Origin of the sequence: Pseudoalteromonas sp. XMcav11-Q (genome assembly GCF_040104525.1) — a bacterium.
Taxonomy (GTDB): domain Bacteria; phylum Pseudomonadota; class Gammaproteobacteria; order Enterobacterales; family Alteromonadaceae; genus Pseudoalteromonas.
In genome coordinates this window covers 20,120-40,724 of the sequence record NZ_JBECOX010000011.1, presented here as the reverse complement: position 1 = coordinate 40,724, position 20,605 = coordinate 20,120, and the positions used below count along the sequence as shown (strand labels likewise).

Sequence of the window (20,605 nt, the reverse complement as noted above, 5' to 3'; positions counted from 1 at the left end):
CTGCCTCATCCATACCGGAAACTCCCTATAAACTGAAACGTTTTACCGTGGCTTGCATGCCTTCGATGGCGGCGTCTGGAAGTAGTAGGTCGTAGTGCCAACTGGTAGACATGTCATCAAGTGAATCGCGCAGGCCTTTGACGATGTTTTTAACTTCCGTGGCGGATTGTTTTCCTAGGTCTTGCCAGTTGATGTCTCTTAGGTATTTAACTGGGTCGCCTTTACCAACTTTTCTTTGTGTAAAGATCTGAAGCACTGCGCAGAGCGACTCTCCGGCATTTTTTAAGATAACCTTGCCTACGGTTGTGACATGTCTTGGGCCTCTATTGGTGGCTTTGAATAACCCCTACAGCATCTGATTTTGAAGGTAGTAAAACGATGTTAGTATTCTCAATTAACTCGGACACGCGAAGCGCTAAGAAGTTATGAGTTGAGCTGGTGATCCTGACTATTTAATAAAAGCTTTTATCTTAGATGTGTTGTCCTAATTTTCTCCGAAAATCAGCGAACACAGCTTTCGAATAGTATCATTGCTTTCTAGCTCGTTCATTTAGAACTTTAAGTAAGTCAGAATCGCCTTTTACCCAGAACTTGTCATCATCAGGAAAAATATTCTCTGGGTACTCATTTGCAAAATCTATAAATTCACCGTTCCAATGTTGTGGTATGTACTTTTCCATTTGCACGCCCTCATGATAAAATGCGGCTACACTTTTAGCATCAAAGTCGATAAACATGCTAGGGAATAAATCAGCAACATCCCACCAAGATCTAGCTGATGGGAACCTAGATGCCAGTCTCTTACTTAGTTCGCTGCAACTTATTTCATTACCCTGAATTTTATCCAGAAAAGTTTCTACATTATTTTCATCTAAAGTATGGAGGCCAAACCTATCAGAGTCGTCAAGCTCTGGAACTTGATATCCATTTTCTATAAAAGCGTCTCTTAGTTTTACCAAATCTAATATCCATAACTCTCGTTCACCCTTAAACCAGCGAATTTTGCTTTGATAGCGTATAACTACTATTACTATTCCATCAAACACAGATATTTCCTTAGGGTGAAAGCATACTTAGTTAACAGCAATTAACTGAAGAGCAACTCTGCTCTGAATTCATAGTCAATACAGGGTCGTACATATTTGCGACGTATCGAATCTCCACGACCAGTGTGTTTTACAAAGTTATAAACAACCCATCTGAACGGAGTGCGATTTCCCGCCGAAACTGCTTTACTTATCTGACAAGTATCTTCCTTAAACACGACATCCAATACCCAATGCTGATAAGGGAGAAAGCAAACTAACCGTTTATATTAGCTATATTCAGCCTAGCAGAGACGTTCAACAAAAGCTTCAAAACTATCCGAAACTAGTACAAAAACAGGACTTAATTCATCTGATTCATTATGATCCCAGAGTACAACTGACGGCTCAATATCGCTATCTTTGAAGTTTAAACATAAAAAGTCTCCACCAAAGACATAAGCAAAAGGAAGTAACTCAACACCCACTAAATCTTCGTTGTCGGTTAGGCGTTCTTCAATCTGAGCGAGTACCACTTTTATTTCGTACTGCATAATATCGTCTGACAACTTTGAATCGTTTGTGATAAGAAGTGCCCGTTCAATCAACCGTTCCTCATTGTCTATGGTGTAAGTGAGCCCTTCAAAAGCAACGCCATTATTGTTGCGGAAAAACTCGATAAACGAATACGGAAGTTTAATTCTGCAAAAGTTTTCTAAATCAAAGATGCTTGAGTTATTTAACTCATAAGAGTCGTTACGTTGAGTAATCATATATAGTCTATGCCTTTTGCTGGAAAATATTGGCCTAGGCCTTGCGGCATCTGAGTCTTGAAAAGACTTAAAAAGATGTTACTGATTATGGGATAATTTTTTGGACAATGCGACGATATCCGCCATAACACGTTTCTCCCCAAGGTCAGCTAAGAAAGCTAAATGTTCCGTGGCTTTTACCTTTTGGAGATTCTCAAGCTTAGGTTCGCCACCAAGGGCAAGAGCAGGCGCAAAGCCATAGATTTCTCCATTTTCAAGATGGCCTAGCTTTTCGACAGCACGTTCAAAAAGAGGCTTTTCATTGTGATCTTTTAGATCAATTTCGGTGCTCATTTTTGTTGAGAAAAATAAGTCCAAAGTTAGCTCCTCACCATCTTCTAAGTAATCATCGTTACTAAAATTAGGAAATATCATGCCGTAGGGAGAAGTGATTTTCAGGCAATTACCCGAGTTTTTACCCCAAATATACATCTTCCCAAATGCATCTACTGCAATGACATAGAAACTATCTATACCGTCATTTTGCATTTTTTCGAACTGAGTACCTCTAATCCATTCAGCCAAAAGATCATGATAATCAGCTGGGTTGACCATCCATAAACGGCCTTTCCCCCAACCACAAAAACCGTATTCTTTCCAGTATTCAAGCAAATTGTCAGGTAAAGTTCCTTGATAGAACCGGATCTGCTCATCAGTTGGTTGAATTGCTTCTATCGCTGGACCAAACCCACCAAAGTTATAAAAATTGTCAAAAAACTTGTTCATTATTTACACCTATATAGATTCATATTTGATTCACTTGTACTAAATGTAAATAATGTGTTTTGTGCCTCAATACTCATATCTGAAAGGACCCCATTAATATTTTTATGTAGAGGTGGTTTATCTGAGTAAATCAACCGGAACATAAACGCTATCTTCCAAGAATTCTCTTGGTATTTCTAGAACATTAGCGACTAAAGCTAATTCAAAGCACCAATAACCAATATAATAATCCGTGTACTCGAATTCGCATTCACAGGTGTGATTATCATGCCAGTCCGCCAAACCCTCTAACTTGTTGTACCAACTTTGTGCAAATTGGTTGAGTAAATCAGGCTTTTGTTCATTGGGTACTGTAAAAGCGAGTGAAAGGTTTTGATAGATTTCAGGGTAATAGAGTGTGGGCGAAATAGGTCTATCGTTATCACCAAGTGCAATGGCTACATTATCAAGTAAGGTGTCTTTGCCGCGTTCGCCAATAACATCGAGCACTTCTTGAATATGAGCTGGAGCGACATCACAGGCTTGTAAAAGTGCCAGCCACCACAAAGTGTAGATATAACGATTGATATTAGGGGAGCCGACAGCATCGATTTGCCCGCCCAACTTTTCAAAAGCATGGCGGTATATTTGATGATTTGCAGGTAACTTATCACAGTAGTGAGTCAGTTGTTTGCGATACGGCAAAATCGCTTCGGTATAGCGCTTAACATCCCCAAGGTGAGCACCATATGAGTAGTGCGCTACCGCTCGCATAATCGCGAGCTGATATATACGCTGGGCAACATTAACTCGTTCGCTAGGTGTGGTAAAATTACCTGCGTCGAGGGCTTCTTGTGTTTCTTTAATGCCAACTTCAATGTCGACTAAGAATTCTTCGTAATAATCGTTACTTCTCCGTGTATCGCGCACCTTTATCTCCTACTGATTCTCTTGCCAATGTACGAGGTCTTTAGGGTAATATGGGTGGTCAATAAAGCTGCTATCATCAATATTGAATAACTTAACAACAAGTGCAATTTCCCAGCACCAATAGCCATCGTAAGCATCATTATCCAGTAAATGTATATCGGGACTTTCCTCCAAAACGTACCAAGCCTCCATATAAGATTTCGCAAGTGCTGGACGTTGCTCTGGACTTCCTTCAACTACTTTGTACAGCTTATCGAAACGTTTTTTGAACAGAGTATCCGCTGCTATTTCACGATCAGTGTCACCTAGCGCAATCGCAATTTTATCAAATAGTGCATCGTGTCCTTGATTTCCAATAAGCTCTAATAATTGTAAGTAGTAATCTTTTCCCATATTTAAGCAGTAGGCGAAGCTAAATAACTTTAAATAGTTCCGTAAATCGCTTTGGTGCAACTCTTCTATAGGAATACGCTCAACTTGTTCTACGTCTGATAGATCATCTGCAAAGTCCTTTTGCCATTTGCGATAAGTAAGCAGGTCCTGAATAAAAGCTCTAAACTCAATAAGGTCATCCCCTCGAGAGTATTTTACTTGGAGGTAACTTAAAACTTCGTTTATTAAGTTAAAGGTGCGTTTCATCCTCACCAAATTAGGACGATTACTAGAAGTGATTTTCTCAACATCTTCAGTTATTGCATCGCTATAAAACTCAACTGCTTCGTCAAAGTAAGCTTTATCTCTTAAAGTATCTCTTAACATCTTAATATCTCTTAAAATTTAAATTGATTATCAATCGTTTTAGCATCTTTACCAAGTACTTCAACAGCTAAGTTTCCATCTATTTCATTTCTAATTAATAGCTTTAGTACCGAGCCATCATCATCAGCTAAAGCATCAAGTATTTTTTTTCTATCTCTTCTACTTATACCTGCTTTTTCTAGCCGTTCGGCTGTGATCCAGTCATCACCCATTTGTCTACCATCTTTAGTCATACCTAATGGAGAGGTGTTATATTTGGCTTCTGTAATCACATAGTCCGGTGGTGGATTTGGGTGCAGATATATTCCGTCAATACCGGATTGTCCTGGTTTATAATTACCGTCGGTTTTACCTAGCGGTGTAAAACCATTTTCCAGCATTAATTGGTGTGCATTGTACTCACCAGTAGCACCTTTTCTATGGCTTAATGATTTATGCTGCGTAAAGTCACTAGGCGTTTTGCGTGATGGCGGATTGACTTTGTTAACTGGGGCACCTTTGAGATCGTTTCCTTCTGGAGCTGAAAGCTCCGGCGCTTTAGATTTCTTCGGCACATTGGTAACACCAACCTGTGGTAACTCCCCTTGATACTCATCCAGTGCTTTATTAACTCGCTGTCCGATTTCTTGGGCGGCTTGTTGCATATGCTGGTCGATTTTGGGGGTGACGTCGTCTAGGCGCTTAACCGTGGCTTGCATGCCTTCGATGGCGGCGTCTGGAAGTAGTAGGTCGTAGTGCCAACTGCTAGACATGTCATCAAGTGAATCGCGCAGGCCTTTGACGATGTTTTTAACTTCCGTGGCGGATTGTTTTCCTAGGTCTTGCCAGTTGATGTCTCTTAGGTATTTAACTGGGTCGCCTTTACCGAGCTTGCGTAAAACGGCAAGCGCAGCAGAGAGAGATTCTCCGGTATTTTTTAAGATAACCTTTCCCACGCCTTTGACTGCTGAGCCCACAACTGGCACTAAACCAATGCCGGTGAGGGTAAAGGCAAGCCAAGCGTCGGTGTCGTTGGCTTCATCATCGTCGGTCAGTAACATGACATTGGCAATGATATCTCGTAAATCCATGACTTGGTCGATAATCGGTATCATGGAAATCAAGGTGCCGACCACGATTTGTGACGTAGAGGGGTTTTGATTAAAGTCGCCTTGCAGTGTGCCCCATAACCAATCACCTGCTTGGGTTGCAATGCCATTGGCTTCTATCAGTGGTGCGGTATTGCCGCTGCGTACCATTTCAGCCGCTCGCGCTGGGGTGATTTGTCCATACAGTGGATTTTTAGGGCGATTATCTTCTGGTAGGTAATCGCGTTTATCCTCACCATATTGCACGGTATATTGACCGGGTGGTGCATTCTCAATTTTTGCTTTACCGCTGTCATCTAAGTAACCGGTCAGCGCTGTGCCGTTTGCAAATCGAATGGTATAAGGTGCGCCCATAATTGGGCTGCCATCTTGATAGGTATAAGACAGCTCAATGGTACTGCTCATCATGGTGGCAATGCCATCGGCGGCAAGTGAGAGTCGAGCATTCTCAGAGAGCGCTTGAATTTGCGGTACACTCGGCATCGTGGCGCTTTGTTTGCCGCCAATATCTTGCTCCATGCTGCCGTCAAACACGGTCATGGCTTTGCCTTTTAAGGTCAGTAACTTGTCTGCAAAGATGTTGACGTTACCACTTGAGTCAATACTGATTTCACTGCCGCCATTGGCAAGGGTGAGGTTGCCAGAGCCACTGCCTTTTACTGTGATATTGCCTTGGCTTTGAATGAGTTGACTTCCCGCTGGGGCGGTGATGGTGAGGTTGTTGTCTGCCTTGAGGTTGATATCACTTTGGATAACACTGCGATGGCTGCGACCCGCCTTAAAGGTCAAATCTTGTTTGGCGCTGACGTCAATTTGGTTGGCGGTGACGTCTAGGTTGGTTGCTGCATCAGCAATCACCGACTTTTTACTCTCCAGTGCCAGTTGTTGTTTGGCGCTGGCAATAAAGGTTTTATTGGTGAGTAGTCGAATTGCGCTTTTAACACTGCCAAGTTGTATGTCTTTGGCTGCAAAAATGTTCATTGCGCCTAGTTGCGCAAGCCAGTGAATATAAGGCTGCTTTTTATCCCCATGTAACACCAAGTGCTGGTTGCCTGCTAAGGTTTGCAACACAATATGCGGGGTTTTTGGGGTGTCATCAAACATCAACAGGTTTTGGCCGCGAGAGCACAACACGTTTTGGGCGTTATTGGCGCTAGTAACAACAGATGGTTGCGTGTCATTAAGCGCAAACCCTAACAGGTAACTTTGGTCAGGGTCGTTGTTCATACAACCGATGAGCACATTACTGTCTGGCAGCAGTGGAAAGTGTAACCCTGTCGGCTGCTTTTGACCACGACAGGCATATTGTGTGAGGCGCTTTACCGATTCAGTCACCTGACTATCAAAATGTACTTGCGTGGCATATTGCCCTTGTGCATCTAAGTGAGGATTGGCCTTTGACCCCGACAGCGAGCGCACTGTGGCGGTAAACACCATCGGCTTGGGGCTATGCTCTGGGGGCGCGATACGTATTGGCTCACCCCGTGGTACACACACCGACTCGCTATGATGCGCAACTTGCTTAGGGTCATTGGCACTGCCTTGCTTATACACCTGTTTACTGCGAATACAGGTATAATCGCCACCTTTCGCTGTGCCCAATTTACCATTTAACGAAAACGAATAACCGGCATTGGCTTCGGCTACGTTTCCTACCAGCGTGACTTCATTTTTACCTTGTTGATAGGCAAGCTCGAGATTGCCAGTGCGCTCAAATTGCTCAGCAGGATTTTGTGCAGCAGGCTCAAAATAGCTACGCTGGGCCGAGCTGACCGAGGTTGGTGGATGGGCATTCATATGCACTTGTGAGCCACCCATTCTAAAACGATGGCGGCTTTGGCACTGCGTAAACCCAACAAAGCCGGTTTCATGTTCGTGCACCAGACCATCTTTATCCGTTACCGACAGCAAGCCTCGCTCAATATAGGGGCTTGCAAGATTCCCCTCGGCAATCACTATCGACTCAATAAAATCATGGCATTCAAACCAATAAATTAAGCCGTATTTAGCTAAGAGTCGAGTGAAAAAGGTGTAGTCGTTTTCTAGCGCTTGTACGCACTGCGGTAGCGTGGGTAAATCTTTAGTGACTCGCCATTTTATCCGGTCTTGTGAATAGCCGGCTTTTTGTATCAACTTATTGAGGACAGACTGAACATTGGCTTGTACAAAGATTTGGCTTTTTTCAGTTTGCCTAAGTAACTCAAGGCGAGGCTTTAAGACCACCTCTGCACCACAGGTGTGCTCAGACACAAAACCAGATTGGATATCAAACAAAGTCCCAGTGAAATATGTTGATATTGCATCTGGTGACTCAATTTCAAACGTGAGCATATTGCCGACGAGTAATTCATCAGCCAGGTCAAATTGGGATTCTAGGTTCGCTTTGAGTAAAAAGCCGCTATTGATACAGGTCGTGAGCTCAAAATCGACGACATGTACAGGATGGTTAGTACCATACACCACAATCCTTGTTTGCATTTTTTATGTCCACTGTTGTTGGTTAAAGCCGTTCCACCAATACGCAGTACTACTTCCTAGTGTGCTGCAATTGGTTTTTATTTGCGCGCTATTGTTACATAAAAGGCAAGCATTTTTAACTCATTTTTTTAATCAGCATTCGAATGCTTATTGGGTGTGCTGGAGAGAGGAAAGTAGCGCTGATTGTTAATTCTGATTTTATCTCCTGAAGCAGCTAAGTCGCTTACAAGCACCACAAGAATTTATCAGCGCCTTGTGTCTCCCTCATCACACCCGAAAGTAAATTGCCAATGAGTCATTTCAACGCATGGATGCGTGAAAAGCGGTGACAGGGCCAAGGATGGCCCTTACACTGCGGTAACGTTCATATTGGCAATTTACTTGAGGAGTCAGTGTGATGTTGGGAGCGCCTTTTCTTTTGCTACCTTTTCTTTGGGCAAGCAAAGAAAAGATAGTCGTAGCCCATGGGTGGGCGTCGAAATCCGTCAGGAGGACATATTAGCCTTACCCTCCATGGCTCGTATCAAAGCGCATCCATGCGCTCCTCGTTCATTCTTTTTAAACGACGAAAAAGAACGAACCAAGAAAACGTCGCCCCAGCATCACACTCAATCCTCAAACCCTAAGCCGATATAGTGCAACCGCCTTGTAAGGCACGTCCCTGTGCCAGACAAGACTTAGCCGACATCCTGTCGGCACATTGCATATCGACTTATGCTTTTCGGGTGTGATGGAGGGGGAATACGTTGCTTGTGAGATCGTCTACGATTTTAGCGATTAAGCCGTTTGCAAGGGTTACAAAAACTATCAGCGTAGCCTCCAAGCTCACAGTGTAAATAGTTTTGTGGGAGGCGGTTTACCCGCCGAGAAGTTATGTTTTTCGGGTGAAGAAGTGCCTTTTCTTTTGCTACCTTTTCTTTGGGCATCAAAGAAAAGTATGTCGTAGCCCATGGATGGGCGTCGAAATCCGTCAGGAGGACATATTAGCCTTACCCTCCATGGCTCGTATCAAAGCGCATCCATGCGCTCCTCGTTCATTCTTTTTAAACGACGAAAAAGAACGAACCAAGAAAACGTCGCCCCAGCATCACACTCAATCCTCAAACCCTAAGCCGATATAGTGCAACCGTCTTGTAAGGCACGTCCCTGTGCCAGACAAGACTTGGCCGACATCCTGTCGGCACATTGCATATCGGCTTATGCTTTTCGGGTGTGATGGAGGGGGAAATAAGTTGTCTGTTAGCTGTCCACAAAGCCATCAGAAACATAGTTGCTTGCAAGCACCACAATAATTTATCAGCGCCTTGTGTCTCCCTCATCACACCCGAAAGTAAATTGCCAATGAGTCATTTCAACGCATGGATGCGTGAAAAGCGGTGACAGGGCCAAGGATGGCCCTTACACAGCGGTGACGTTCATATTGGCAATTTACTTGAGGAGTCAGTGTGATGTTGGGAGTGCCCTTTCTTTTGCTTACTTGTTCTTTGGGCATCAAAGAAAAGTATGTCGTAGCCCATGGATGGGCGTCGAAACCAGTCAGGGACAGTGGTTTAAACCTATGATTTCAGCTTTTTAGCATGCGTTGTGATAGATAGAATAGCCCATAGTTCAACACCGGCTAAAATACTTTTTATCGTCGGATAGTTATAAAAAACCCAGTTCCAGTCCCAAAATTGCTTGGCGAATTCTTCATCGAAGCCAAGGTAATCAAGGTTGCGAATAAAGTTTTCAAACATCGCTAGTAAGTCAGCTACAATAAATAATAGGCAGATCGTCATTAATGTCATATCAGAGATAGTAAAATGTACGTCTTCACAAGACCTATTACGTATTCTAAGTACCATCCTAGAAAGCGCTGGACGATATGCTAAAGCAATGAAGTTAACGGTGTCAGTTATAAAATGGATCGTATAAATACGTGTATTTTTCCACAGATGCAACGAACTTTCATGCAACGCAAACACATTAAAGTGAAATACTGAATATTCTAGGGTAACAACAGTCAATTGAATTGCACAGATATGTACAGCATTCACATTGTCTCGATACCAAATCATGATCACAACAAGCGCCGTAATAACGCCCAAACGATCTAGAAAAGGATGATCTAAATACAGAACACTTAGAAGGGTAAAATGCAATGCTAACAGCAGCTTCATAGTTTCAGGATCAAAGCCTTAAATGTTATTTTAAAAATAATTTTGTAGCTAAATTCAGTGACGGAGGTACTAAACTGCCACACTAAACACGGATTATACATTCAAGATTGAATGTATAACACTAAAGCGGTCACAGTTAAGAAAGGTAAGTCTATTTTTTAGAAGCAAATTTATCATTTCTATGTGTATCTTGCTCAGCATCACATTCCCTGATTTGATGCATCAAACCTTTAATATCGATAGAGCAATAGATACATATTTGCAAAAACTGATCGACTCTAGGCTGACCGACACCGGTTTCCCAATTTTCTATCGTCCTGAGAGACACACCAATTTTATCTGCCATTTTTTGCATGGAGACCCCTTTACGCTTTCTAAGTGCGCGAAGGTCATCACCTGATATACTGTTTTTAAAGAAAAACAAAGCTGTTATATCCCTGCTAAAATGTTGTAATTAACATTGAAATACAAAACTTGCTGCAAAAGCTTTCTGCATTTCAACTATTATAGAGCCTGAAACTCCTAGAGGATAACAAAAAAACACAAAAAATCAACAACACTTAACAGGCTTTAGTTTTTATAAATGCCGATTATTTCGGCACACCTAGCAAATATAACAGTTGTAACAAAGATCCTTCACAAATCGCAGCGTCGGCACTTTCTACCACTTTTGGCTTACCATGGATTGCCACACCTAGCTGGGCGTTTGCCATCATCACTAAGTCATTTGCGCCATCACCAATGGCAACGGTTTGAGTCATTGGGATCGCATACTGGGTTGCAAGTTGACCTAGCACTTCCGCCTTTTTGTCGGCATCTACGATATCTCCTAGCACTTTGCCGGTGAGGTGCGCGTTTTCCACCTCTAGGGTATTGGCAAATACAGCGTCTAGCTGGAGTGGCTCTATCAATGATTCTGCAAACCATGTAAAGCCACCCGAGGCGATGGCAAGATGCCAGTGATGCTGTTTGAGCGCCTGACACAACAGTTCTATGCCGGGCATTAGCGGTAAGTTTTCTTTTAATGATTGAATTTGTGATAACGGTACGCCAGAAAGTGATGCAACGCGGCGGTGTAGACTTTCAGAAAAAGAGAGTGCCCCGGCCATTGCCTGTGCGGTGACAGAAGCCACTTCATCATATCGGTCGGCCAATCGAGCAATTTCGTCAATACATTCAATTTGAATTGCGGTGGAGTCCATATCCATCACAAGTAGCCCTGGTTCTTCTAAAGTAGGTGCTTGCGTTATAATCGCACCTTGCGCATTAATGCTTTTTGCAAAATCTCTTACTTCAGCCTTGCTCGGCAATTGCGATGCGTTAAAACGCATACCCAATGCAACCGGGAGCTGTTCATGAGGTTGATATGCCGTAAAATAAGTTTGCTCGATAGCAAATGTTCGAAGAAATTTCGCGACTTCCAGAAGGTGTTGCAATTGTATATTTGGGCCAAAAAAGCATATTGATTGGGTCGTCAGCTCAGGTAATTGATTTACTTGTGTGAGGCTTGTGTTACCTTGGCAACTATACCAATGATCCAGCGCCATATGTTCCTGAATTGGTGTGTTTAGTTCACGATTAGCGAATTGAATGATTGACGACATAAGTTGCTCCTTGATAGCGTTAAGCCGATTTTTAACATGATTGCGCTAAGCTGTCAGCACTGGACCTTAGCAAAAGCGGGCAATATGCGATAAATATGAAAAATTTACATGTATTAGAAGTGTTAAACTCGACCAGAGGGCGTAGATTATTTCGCCTGTGCATCGCCGCGACGTGTTTAATTATGGTGACTTGGCTTGCGTTTAATACCAGTTTTGAATCTCATCGCTTGCTCCATAATGGCGCAGACCTTACCGCAAGAAGTCTCACCAAGCAGCTCGCAAAAAATGTAGCATTGCCCCTCTCTCGCAGTGATACACCAAGGCTCAGCGCACTGGCAAATCACCTCGCTAGCGATGACTTTGTGCTTCAAGTCGCAATTTATGATTATCAAGGACGCTTTATTGTTGGTAACGACGGTAATTCCTCACCCACAGATTATCAGCAGCTACCTCAAACCTTACCTGGGCTCAGTAAAACCAAAAGCATTATTTCTGAACCAGTATATACGCCGATGGGACAACCTCTTGGGTTCGTCAATATGGTCTATTTGACAGAAGCTGCTATGTCACAAAGCCACTCTCATTTCCACGAACTTGGACGAGTCGTTTTACTGATGCTGGTGATTACTATGGTATTCACATGGCAAATAGGTCGAGCATTAAAACGCTGGGAAGTAAAACGCAAAATTCGCAAGAAAGTAAAGATGCTTCCTGCGCCTGAAAAACGGGCAGAAGAATTAGAGCAGGGGTAAAGCTGTTAGCATTGTAATAAAGTTGATAACATAATAGTTAACCTAAAATAAAATCGAACAACAAAGGATATGAATAGTAAACTTTTTATTACCCCAAAACCCAATCCAAACGCTGAGTTGCGACTATTTTGCTTTCCCTACGCGGGTGGCTCCCCAGCAATATTTACGCCATGGATCGAAAAGGCAAGTGAATGTGTTGAGCTCGTTTTTGTGCAGCTTCCGGGGAGAGGGGCTCGACTGGTAGAGCCAGCAATAGACAACATGCCGGATATTATCTCTGAACTCATGGTACACCAAGACTATATGACCAGTAAGCCTTTCGCGTTTTTTGGACATAGTCTTGGTAGTCGCATTTCATATGAGCTTGCTTTTCAATTATTAGACGCAGGCTTACCTACTCCACGTAAAATATTTGCTTCTGCGAGTCGTGCACCGCATTGCACCTCAACTAAACGCCATTTACACGGTCTGCCACATGATGAATTTATTGCCGAGCTACGTGACTTAAATGGCACGCCAAAAGAGATTCTTGAAAATAAAGAACTAATGGAGTTACTGGTACCATTGCTTAGGGCCGACTTCAAAATAGCAGACACCTATGTCGCAGAGCAGCGAGCTTTACCCATCCCTATCCATGTTTTTCATGGTGTTGATGATGAGATCTTGAATGAACATGTCGCAGCATGGCAAGAGCTAACAGCACAACCATATCAGCTTACTGAGTTTTCTGGTGGGCACTTTTTTATTCACCAATACGCTGATGAGATGATCTCAATTATTAATCGGCAATTGGCTTGAGTATTGTTGGTGTTATGCCGGGAGAGCTTAAAGATCGCCGGGTGAACCGGCTCCTACACTTGTTTTTCTATTGCTGGTAGGTATGGTTTTATATCGCGGTAAAAGCATCAAGATCGCCGGGTGAACCGGCTCCTACACCTGCTTTTCTATTGCTGGTAAGTATGGTTTTATATCGCGGTAAAAGCGTAAAGATCGCCGGGTGAACCGGCTCCTACACTTGCTTTTCTATTGCTGGTAAGTATGGTTTTTTATCGCGGTAAAAACCAAAAGATCGCCGGGTGAACCGGCTCCTACACGGGTTATCTATTGCTGGTAAGTATGGTTTTATATCGCGGTAAAAGCATCAAGATCGCCGGGTGAACCGGCTCCTACACCTGCTTTTCTATTGCTGGTAGGTATGGTTTTATATCCCATTTGTGATATTGACTCGTAGGTCGAGATTTATCTCGACATCATCAATTTAGCCCAAGCCGAACAACTGTGTGGTATTTCGATAGAGCGCTGAGGCAAGCTCGCTTGGTGTTTCGCTTCGATATTCACAAAGCCTGTCAAATACTTGGACGACTCGCTTAGGAGAGTTCGGCTTCCCCTGATAACCATGTAACGGCATCGACGGCGAATCGGTTTCCAATACTAGGCTTTCAAGCGGCAGCTGTGATATTACCTGCGCTGTTTTTTCGCCTCTTGGATAGGTGATTGTGCCACCTACTCCTAGCTTAAAACCCTGAGCGATATAATATTCAGCCTGCTGTTTTGAACCTGAAAAGGCGTGGATCACCCCGCCATACTGTGGCTTAACACGTTTAAACGCGGCAGCAATTAGGTGATGACTTTTACGGTGATGGACGATTAGCGGAAGCTTTACCTGATTACTCAGTGCGATATGCGCTTCAAACAGTGCAATTTGCCGCTCAAGTGCATCGCAGGTTGTATCAATACCGCACTCTCCTATCGCACACAGTTGGGTACGATTGTGTATTACATACTCTACCAACGCGGTCATATCGTCGTCGCAATGTTCGCCAATAAAATAAGGGTGTAACCCCGCGGCGATTTCACATTGTGGATGATGTGCTTGAAAATCAACAAGCTGTTGAGACTGCTTGAGCGTAACGCCAGGCACCACAAAGCGTTCAACACCATTGCTGCGGGCAGCTTTGATATGCGTAGCTAGGTCATCTGCCAACTCGTCAAAATCGAGGTGACAGTGACTATCTATAAAGGCGAATTTATGGGTTGAGCCGCTCAATTTCCCAACTGCCATCGGCTTGCTTCACATACATAAAGCGGTCATGAAGACGGTGCTCTCCACCTTGCCAAAACTCAACTTTAGTGGGCTCCACGCAATAACCGCCCCAAAAATCAGGTAGTGGAATTTCGCCTTTAGCGAACTTGTCTTTCATGCTACTAAAGGTTTGCATCAAGGCTTGGCGAGATGACACGGGGCGCGATTGCTGAGACGCCCACGCTGCAAGCTGACTTTCTTTTGGTCGTGATAAGAAATACTTGGCAACGCGACTGGTTGGTAACGGGACTGCTTCACCATACACGATAACCTGACGCTCAATTTCATGCCACGGGAAGTGCAAGCATATCTTGTTGTTTTGCTTTAGTTCTTGCGCTTTGCGTGAACCGGTATTGGTAAAGAAGACAAAACCGTGCTGGTCTACATGCTTAAGTAAAACAATGCGTTGAGACGGCTGGCCGTGCTCGTCAACCGTAGCAACGACCATCGCTGTTGGGTCGGTAAACTTGGCATCAATCGCCTGCTGTAGCCAGGTTTCAAACTGCTCAACGGGTGTGTCTTTTAGCATCTCACGACGTAAACCGTCTTTGGTATATTCTCTGCGAATGTCTTCAAGTTTCATCACTATTTCCTTTACAAAAAAACCGCTATAAAGCGGCTTCTAGTATACCTTAATGCAAGTTAAAACTAACTTACATTTGCTCCATCACTTCGATACCAAGCAAATCTAGACCGGTTTTCAGTGAGTTAGCAACCAGATTACATAACAAGAGACGACTTTCACGGACGTCTGCTGCTACATCATCTTTCAAAATTGGGCACGCTTCATAGAATGTCATATACAAGCTCGCGAGCTCATATAAATAACTACATAATACGTGTGGCGTTGCTTCGCTGATCATCAGATCAAGTACTTCTTCCAATTGCAGCAGTTTGAGCGCAAGTGCCTTTTCCTGTGGTGCTTGAATTTGAATGCGACCAGTTAGGCTAGCGCTATCCATGTTTGCTTTGCGGAAAATACTACGCACACGGGTATAGGCGTACTGCAAATATGGCGCTGTCGCCCCTTCAAAGCTCAGCATCGTATCCCAGTTAAAGATATAATCGCTGGTTCTGTGCTTTGACAGATCGGCGTACTTCACTGCACCAATACCCACTTTACGCGCGATTTCTTGGCGTGCTTCATCAGATAAGTCAGAAGCTCTGTCAGCAAGTTTTTCTGTCGCACGGCTCACCGCTTCGTCAAGTAAGTCTGATAGCTTCACCGTGCCGCCAGTACGAGTTTTAAACGGTTTGCCGTCGTTACCCATCATTGTACCGAACAGGCTAGGCTCGTAGCTGGTTTTGTCTTTTAAAAGACCCGCTTTACGTGCTGTGATCTCAACTTGGTTGAAGTGTAAGCCCTGACGCGCATCAACAAAAATTAGAATACGATCAACATCTAGCTCATTTGAGCGGTAATCACAGGCGGCTAAATCCGTCGTTGAATATAAGAAACCACCACCTGATTTTTGCACGATAAATACGGAAGGTTCACCGTCTTTATTTGCCAATTCGTCAAGGAATACTACTTGAGCGCCCTGATCTTCAACCGCAATGCCTTTCTCTTTTAATAGCTCAATTACACCGGCAAGACGGTCGTTGTAGGCACTTTCTGCCATGATATTATCACGCGTAAGCGTCACATTTAACTTGCCGTATACTTCTTCAGAATGTTTAACTGAGGTGTCGATAAACATTTGCCATAGCTTCTTACAATGCGCATCACCGCTTTGAAGTTTGACTACGTAATCACGGGCTTTATCGGCAAAACCGGCTTCGTCATCAAAGCGCTTTTTCGCATCACGATAAAAGCTTTCAAGATCCGCAAGTGCGACATTTTCAAGGTCAACACCTTGGTTTAGCAAATCTTCAAGGTGTGCTATCAACATACCAAACTGGGTACCCCAGTCGCCCATGTGGTTTTGGCGAATAACGGTATCACCACGGAACTCAAGGGCACGTACAACAGCATCACCAATGATAGTTGAGCGCAGGTGACCTACGTGCATCTCTTTAGCAAGGTTTGGCGAAGAAAAATCTACCACGACTTTGTGAGGCGTAGCATGTTCAGCAACACCTAGCTTGGCATCCGTATTTGCCGCCTCTAGGCTTGTGGCTAAAAACTCAGGCTTGAGGTGAATATTAATAAAACCTGGGCCTGCGATTTCCGTTTTTTCTGCAAGATCAGCAACATCTAGGTTGTCGATGATCTTCTGCGCCAACTCCCTTGGATTGGTTTTTAGTGCTTTGGCAGCCCCCATCGCACCGTTAATTTGGTAATCACCAAACTGAGGACGCGTGCTTTGTGTTACCGCTGGGTTTGTACCTTCAGGGATACCAGCCGCTTGCATCGCTGCATTGGCTTTTTCAATTAAAATACTTTTGATGTTCATCTGTTTTCCTTTAATGCGCAGCGATTAGTGTTCACGAGTTTCATGGAACTTCACGTCAGGGTAACGTTCCATAGATAAATTCAGGTTTACGCGACTTGGTGCGATGTAAGTTAGGTTATCACCACCATCTAGTGCCAAGTTTTGCTCACACTTACGGCGGAATTCAGCCATTTTCTTCTCGTCATCACAGCTTACCCAGCGTGCGGTCTGAACCGTTATACTCTCGTAAATCGCATCCACGTTGTATTCAGACTTTAAACGCGCCACAACCACATCAAACTGCAGCACACCGACCGCACCTACGATCAGGTCGTTGTTGATAAGTGGCCTAAATACCTGTACCGCACCTTCTTCAGAAAGTTGTACCAAACCTTTTAAAAGTTGCTTTTGCTTGAGTGGATCTTTTAGACGAATGCGACGGAATAGCTCAGGCGCAAAGTTTGGAATACCGCTAAATTTAAGCGTTTCACCTTGTGTGAAGGTATCACCGATTTGGATCGTACCATGGTTGTGTAGACCGATAATATCACCCGCAAACGCTTCTTGAGCGCGTTCACGATCACCGGCCATAAAGGTTACCGCATCTGCAATACTGACTTGTTTACCAAGACGCACATGGTTCATCTTCATGCCCTGGCTATATTTGCCAGAAACAATACGCATAAAGGCAATACGGTCGCGGTGTTTTGGATCCATGTTTGCTTGGATTTTAAACACGAAACCAGAGAACTTTTCTTCGTCGGCTGTTACTTCACGGTCATCGGTTTGGCGTGGTAGTGGTTTTGGTGCCCACTCAGTTAATCCATCAAGCATATGGTCAACGCCAAAGTTACCAAGTGCCGTACCAAAGAACACAGGAGTTAATTCGCCAGTTAAAAACAACTCACGGTCAAACTCGTGTGAGGCTCCAATTACCAACTCAAGCTCTTCACGTAGTTGCTCAGCTAAGCTTTCACCCACAGCGGCGTCAAGCTCGCTGTTATCTAGTCCTTTGATAATGCGTTTATCTTGAATAGTGTGACCTTGGCCTGTTTGGTACAAAATCGTTTCGTCACGATGGATGTGGTAAACGCCTTTAAATTCTTTACCACAGCCAATTGGCCAAGTAACCGGTGCACACATGATGTTGAGCTCGGTTTCGACTTCATCAAGTAGCTCCATTGGGTCACGAATATCACGGTCCAATTTGTTCATAAAGGTAACGATTGGCGTGTCACGTAATCGTGTTACTTCCATTAGTTTACGAGTACGATCTTCTACACCTTTTGCTGCATCAATCACCATCAAGCATGAGTCAACCGCGGTTAACGTACGATAAGTATCTTCAGAGAAATCTTCGTGTCCTGGGGTATCAAGTAGGTTCACCAAAGCATCATTGTATGGAAACTGCATCACGGAAGTTGTTACCGAGATACCACGCTCTTTTTCCATTTCCATCCAGTCTGATTTAGCGTGTTGATTTGAGCCACGGCCTTTAACCGTACCGGCTTTTTGTAACGCCTTCCCGAATAAGAGTACTTTTTCAGTGATAGTGGTTTTACCCGCATCCGGGTGCGAGATAATTGCAAAGGTCCTTCGCTTATTGATTTCATTAAGAAAATCTTGGGTAGCCATGTATAAATTCTTTTAGTTTGTACACGGATTTGTACATATTTTCGGAAGCACGCTCTTTCTTGCCCTTCGCTTGTCAAATCCGTCATGTTAATCGTAGTTGGCCGCTATTTTCGCTGATCTTGACTTTATAAACAATCAATGTTTGCCGAATCGCGTACTATTTAACCTGAACTTCGGATAATTAATGCCTTTCTAGCAGAAAGGCTATTTACGCTTATTGTACACCAACCTTGCTATTGAAACCGTCACTTACCTTTTTTGGTTAAACAACATAGCGAAATATTTGTGTAAAGTTAGGAGCTCAACTCCCGTTCCTTACTAGCGACAAGCTACCTATGTCCATATGAGTAAGGCAATAACCTTGCCCTTTAGTAGTTCCAAATAAATGAGAAATATTTAACGCAGTTAGCATCAGATTTGATTCTTCAAATTGAGCAAATAATAAGACAAATTGGTATTAAACAGCACAGCTCAACTGGCGCTCGTACCAACATTTTAATCGACACCTTAAAAGGTGATGGAATACAACGCATGGGGAAAATTTGTTTTGCAGGACTCAAAAAGAAAGCAGCCCCGAAACACTTGCTTTGGGGCTGTTTCATAGGGGATTAGGCCAACTCTTCAGTTTTTTGTACTAAACGAATTGCTTCATTGATAAAAGATTGTAGTGGGTGTAAGTGAATATCTTCTTTCCAAATCGCCAATAGATCCTCAATAACGTGGTGTTCAGAAACTAGCTCCGTCCCTTGATACTCTCTAATTATTGGGTGAAGAAATTGGCTGTGATCTGAAGCCGCGACATTTTCTCTATGGATCCGGTTGGCAGTAAACGGGTCAAAGTCCGCATCTATACCATATTCTAGTGTTACGGTGAAAAACTGTCTTTTCTCTTTTGCTAAAGATTCAAGCACATGATTTATTGGTAAAGAAAAACCATAATGTACTTTGTCACCATCTGGGTAAAAATAATCACCTATAAATCCAGGCTGCTGCCACATAGCACCGGACTCATTAACCTGATCAAGCACGAGTTGAGCAACATCTTCGTTGTTACAGGTAACTTCAGGGTAATGCTCGCCCTGCTTTTTGTTTAATATCGTATTCAATGCTCGACTATTATATCTAAACCCGTGAATAAATCCTGATGTCGCCATTTTATAATCTAACGAATGGGTCAAAGTACCCGCAAAATACATATTTTTTTGATTAACCGATTCAAAATCGTTATTTAATTTTGGATACTTATCTTTGATTGTGAGCTCTGGCTTCGTCTCTTCACTAAACAAACTAGTATCAATAGCAAACCCAGTACAACAAAGTACTTTGTCATACCATAGTTCTTCTAGCTCCCCTTCAGCATGCTTGTATTTAAATAATACTTTAAAGCGTTGATTTACGCATTCAATCGACATAATCTCTGCGTCCAAGACTGCATTTTGCGATTTGAGTTGATAGGTATCAAGCACGTTGTTATTCACCGCTCTCAAATGACCCACGTAGTGTGTTTTCCATGCAAAATTTACAGAATTAGGACTACAAAGGTGGATGATGGCTGCAGAGGAAACTAAGTGATCGGCAGTTTCAAAGGCTGAGTTACCTTTACCAATCACTAGTACTGTTTGGTTTTCATAATCCTTTGTGTCAATTGACATCTCAGTATAGTTTTCAGCTAACTCAATTCCTTTAATCTGTGGGATATGTGGTTTCAAAAAGCCACTTGCAACGATTAACTTCTTAGCAAGAAAAACGTTCCCATTTTGATCTGTTAGCCTATATAGTGCATCTTCCTTATCTATATTAACAACTCGAGTGTTACATCTCACTTTAATGTCAAAGTGATTTACATAATCTTGCATATACGTAACTAAGCTGTCTGCCTGAGGAAAAAACTCCTTATCATAATCTTTAAATAACAAAGAATAATCATCGGACAACAATGAATTCCAGTCATGCCTCATATTGAATTCAGGATTGTCGCTCCCAGTGAATCGCTTATTTATTGAAATTAATTTACGATGCCTCGGAAACTTTTTATAAAAATTCCCCGGTTGCTCACCGGCTTCCAAGATGAGGTAGTCTTTTTGGTCACGCTCAAAGTAATATCCTAATTGTACCCCTGCAGGTCCGGCCCCAATGATAATATGGTCGATATGTTGCGTGTTATGTTCAGTACTATTCACGGTTAAACTCCAAATTTTTG

The 20,605-nt window shown here is 43.1% G+C and carries 16 protein-coding genes and 2 pseudogenes; 2 read left to right on the top strand and 16 right to left on the bottom strand.

Annotated elements, in window-relative coordinates; all coding sequences use genetic code 11:
- Positions 1–25 precede the first annotated feature (25 nt).
- The 11 genes and pseudogenes from ABMY45_RS16880 to serB all read right to left on the bottom strand — a co-directional run bounded on the left by ABMY45_RS16880 (position 26) and on the right by serB (position 11,560).
- Entirely contained in the window at positions 26–256 is a 231-nt protein-coding gene (locus tag ABMY45_RS16880) for a hypothetical protein (RefSeq protein WP_349289220.1), read from the bottom strand.
- Positions 257–527: 271 nt separating this feature from the next.
- Complete coding sequence (locus ABMY45_RS16875; RefSeq protein WP_349289219.1) at positions 528–1,046, bottom strand: group-specific protein; 519 nt, start codon at positions 1,044–1,046, stop codon at positions 528–530.
- Positions 1,047–1,330: 284 nt separating this feature from the next.
- Complete coding sequence (locus tag ABMY45_RS16870; protein ID WP_266071506.1) at positions 1,331–1,798, bottom strand: SMI1/KNR4 family protein; 468 nt, start codon at positions 1,796–1,798, stop codon at positions 1,331–1,333.
- A 78-nt stretch (positions 1,799–1,876) separates the two neighbouring features.
- Positions 1,877–2,563: a GAD-like domain-containing protein gene (locus ABMY45_RS16865; RefSeq protein WP_266071505.1), complete on the bottom strand. Its 687-nt coding sequence runs from the start codon at positions 2,561–2,563 to the stop codon at positions 1,877–1,879.
- Positions 2,564–2,680: 117 nt separating this feature from the next.
- Positions 2,681–3,472, bottom strand: a complete 792-nt coding sequence (locus ABMY45_RS16860) for a PoNe immunity protein domain-containing protein (protein ID WP_349289218.1) — start codon at positions 3,470–3,472, stop codon at positions 2,681–2,683.
- 9 nt (positions 3,473–3,481) lie between these two features.
- Positions 3,482–4,231 (bottom strand): PoNe immunity protein domain-containing protein, encoded by a 750-nt coding sequence (locus ABMY45_RS16855; RefSeq protein WP_349289217.1) that lies wholly within the window; start codon positions 4,229–4,231, stop codon positions 3,482–3,484.
- A gap of 494 nt (positions 4,232–4,725) precedes the next feature.
- A pseudogene (locus tag ABMY45_RS16850) lies at positions 4,726–4,983 on the bottom strand (hypothetical protein); the annotation flags it as partial.
- A gap of 1,911 nt (positions 4,984–6,894) precedes the next feature.
- A pseudogene (locus tag ABMY45_RS16845) lies at positions 6,895–7,797 on the bottom strand (phage late control D family protein); the annotation flags it as partial.
- A 1,556-nt stretch (positions 7,798–9,353) separates the two neighbouring features.
- A complete protein-coding gene (locus tag ABMY45_RS16840) occupies positions 9,354–9,854 on the bottom strand; it encodes a hypothetical protein (protein WP_308374737.1) in 501 nt (166 codons plus the stop codon).
- 253 nt (positions 9,855–10,107) lie between these two features.
- The gene (locus tag ABMY45_RS16835) at positions 10,108–10,380 is read right to left on the bottom strand and encodes a helix-turn-helix transcriptional regulator (protein WP_095727217.1); all 273 of its coding nucleotides are present in this window, start codon (positions 10,378–10,380) and stop codon (positions 10,108–10,110) included.
- Between the two features lie 166 nt (positions 10,381–10,546).
- Positions 10,547–11,560, bottom strand: a complete 1,014-nt coding sequence (gene serB / locus ABMY45_RS16830; RefSeq protein WP_349289216.1) for a phosphoserine phosphatase SerB — start codon at positions 11,558–11,560, stop codon at positions 10,547–10,549.
- Positions 11,561–11,655: 95 nt separating this feature from the next.
- Between serB and ABMY45_RS16825 the strand changes: the two genes are divergently transcribed.
- Both ABMY45_RS16825 and ABMY45_RS16820 read left to right on the top strand, forming a co-directional pair.
- Complete coding sequence (locus ABMY45_RS16825) at positions 11,656–12,312, top strand: AhpA/YtjB family protein (RefSeq protein ID WP_206471852.1); 657 nt, start codon at positions 11,656–11,658, stop codon at positions 12,310–12,312.
- 69 nt (positions 12,313–12,381) lie between these two features.
- Entirely contained in the window at positions 12,382–13,110 is a 729-nt protein-coding gene (locus ABMY45_RS16820; protein WP_206471851.1) for an alpha/beta fold hydrolase, read from the top strand.
- A gap of 460 nt (positions 13,111–13,570) precedes the next feature.
- Here ABMY45_RS16820 and ABMY45_RS16815 read toward each other — a convergent pair whose 3' ends face one another.
- From ABMY45_RS16815 to ABMY45_RS16795, 5 genes are all read right to left on the bottom strand, one after another.
- Positions 13,571–14,374 carry a TatD family hydrolase gene (locus ABMY45_RS16815; RefSeq protein ID WP_349289215.1) on the bottom strand — a complete coding sequence of 268 codons (804 nt, stop codon included), beginning with the start codon at positions 14,372–14,374 and terminating at the stop codon, positions 13,571–13,573.
- Positions 14,340–14,981, bottom strand: a complete 642-nt coding sequence (gene pdxH, locus ABMY45_RS16810) for a pyridoxamine 5'-phosphate oxidase (protein WP_199539682.1) — start codon at positions 14,979–14,981, stop codon at positions 14,340–14,342. Before pdxH ends, ABMY45_RS16815 begins: the two co-directional genes overlap by 35 nt.
- Positions 14,982–15,048: 67 nt before the next feature.
- Positions 15,049–16,791: an arginine--tRNA ligase gene (gene argS / locus ABMY45_RS16805; RefSeq protein WP_174171069.1), complete on the bottom strand. Its 1,743-nt coding sequence runs from the start codon at positions 16,789–16,791 to the stop codon at positions 15,049–15,051.
- Between the two features lie 24 nt (positions 16,792–16,815).
- Positions 16,816–18,405: a peptide chain release factor 3 gene (gene prfC, locus ABMY45_RS16800; RefSeq protein WP_010604443.1), complete on the bottom strand. Its 1,590-nt coding sequence runs from the start codon at positions 18,403–18,405 to the stop codon at positions 16,816–16,818.
- Between the two features lie 608 nt (positions 18,406–19,013).
- The gene (locus ABMY45_RS16795) at positions 19,014–20,585 is read right to left on the bottom strand and encodes an NAD(P)-binding domain-containing protein (RefSeq protein WP_010604445.1); all 1,572 of its coding nucleotides are present in this window, start codon (positions 20,583–20,585) and stop codon (positions 19,014–19,016) included.
- Positions 20,586–20,605: the final 20 nt, after the last annotated feature.

Excerpts from the sequence above, each read along its gene's own strand:
- ABMY45_RS16870 (WP_266071506.1), bottom strand. The coding sequence starts at position 1,798 with ATGATTACTCAACGTAACGACTCTTATGAGTTAAATAACTCAAGCATC.
- ABMY45_RS16865 (WP_266071505.1), bottom strand. The coding sequence starts at position 2,563 with ATGAACAAGTTTTTTGACAATTTTTATAACTTTGGTGGGTTTGGTCCA.
- ABMY45_RS16855 (WP_349289217.1), bottom strand. The coding sequence starts at position 4,231 with ATGTTAAGAGATACTTTAAGAGATAAAGCTTACTTTGACGAAGCAGTT.
- ABMY45_RS16840 (WP_308374737.1), bottom strand. The coding sequence starts at position 9,854 with ATGATTTGGTATCGAGACAATGTGAATGCTGTACATATCTGTGCAATT.
- serB (WP_349289216.1), bottom strand. The coding sequence starts at position 11,560 with ATGTCGTCAATCATTCAATTCGCTAATCGTGAACTAAACACACCAATT.
- ABMY45_RS16825 (WP_206471852.1), top strand. The coding sequence starts at position 11,656 with ATGAAAAATTTACATGTATTAGAAGTGTTAAACTCGACCAGAGGGCGT.
- ABMY45_RS16820 (WP_206471851.1), top strand. The coding sequence starts at position 12,382 with ATGAATAGTAAACTTTTTATTACCCCAAAACCCAATCCAAACGCTGAG.
- ABMY45_RS16815 (WP_349289215.1), bottom strand. The coding sequence starts at position 14,374 with ATGGCAGTTGGGAAATTGAGCGGCTCAACCCATAAATTCGCCTTTATA.
- argS (WP_174171069.1), bottom strand. The coding sequence starts at position 16,791 with ATGAACATCAAAAGTATTTTAATTGAAAAAGCCAATGCAGCGATGCAA.
- prfC (WP_010604443.1), bottom strand. The coding sequence starts at position 18,405 with ATGGCTACCCAAGATTTTCTTAATGAAATCAATAAGCGAAGGACCTTT.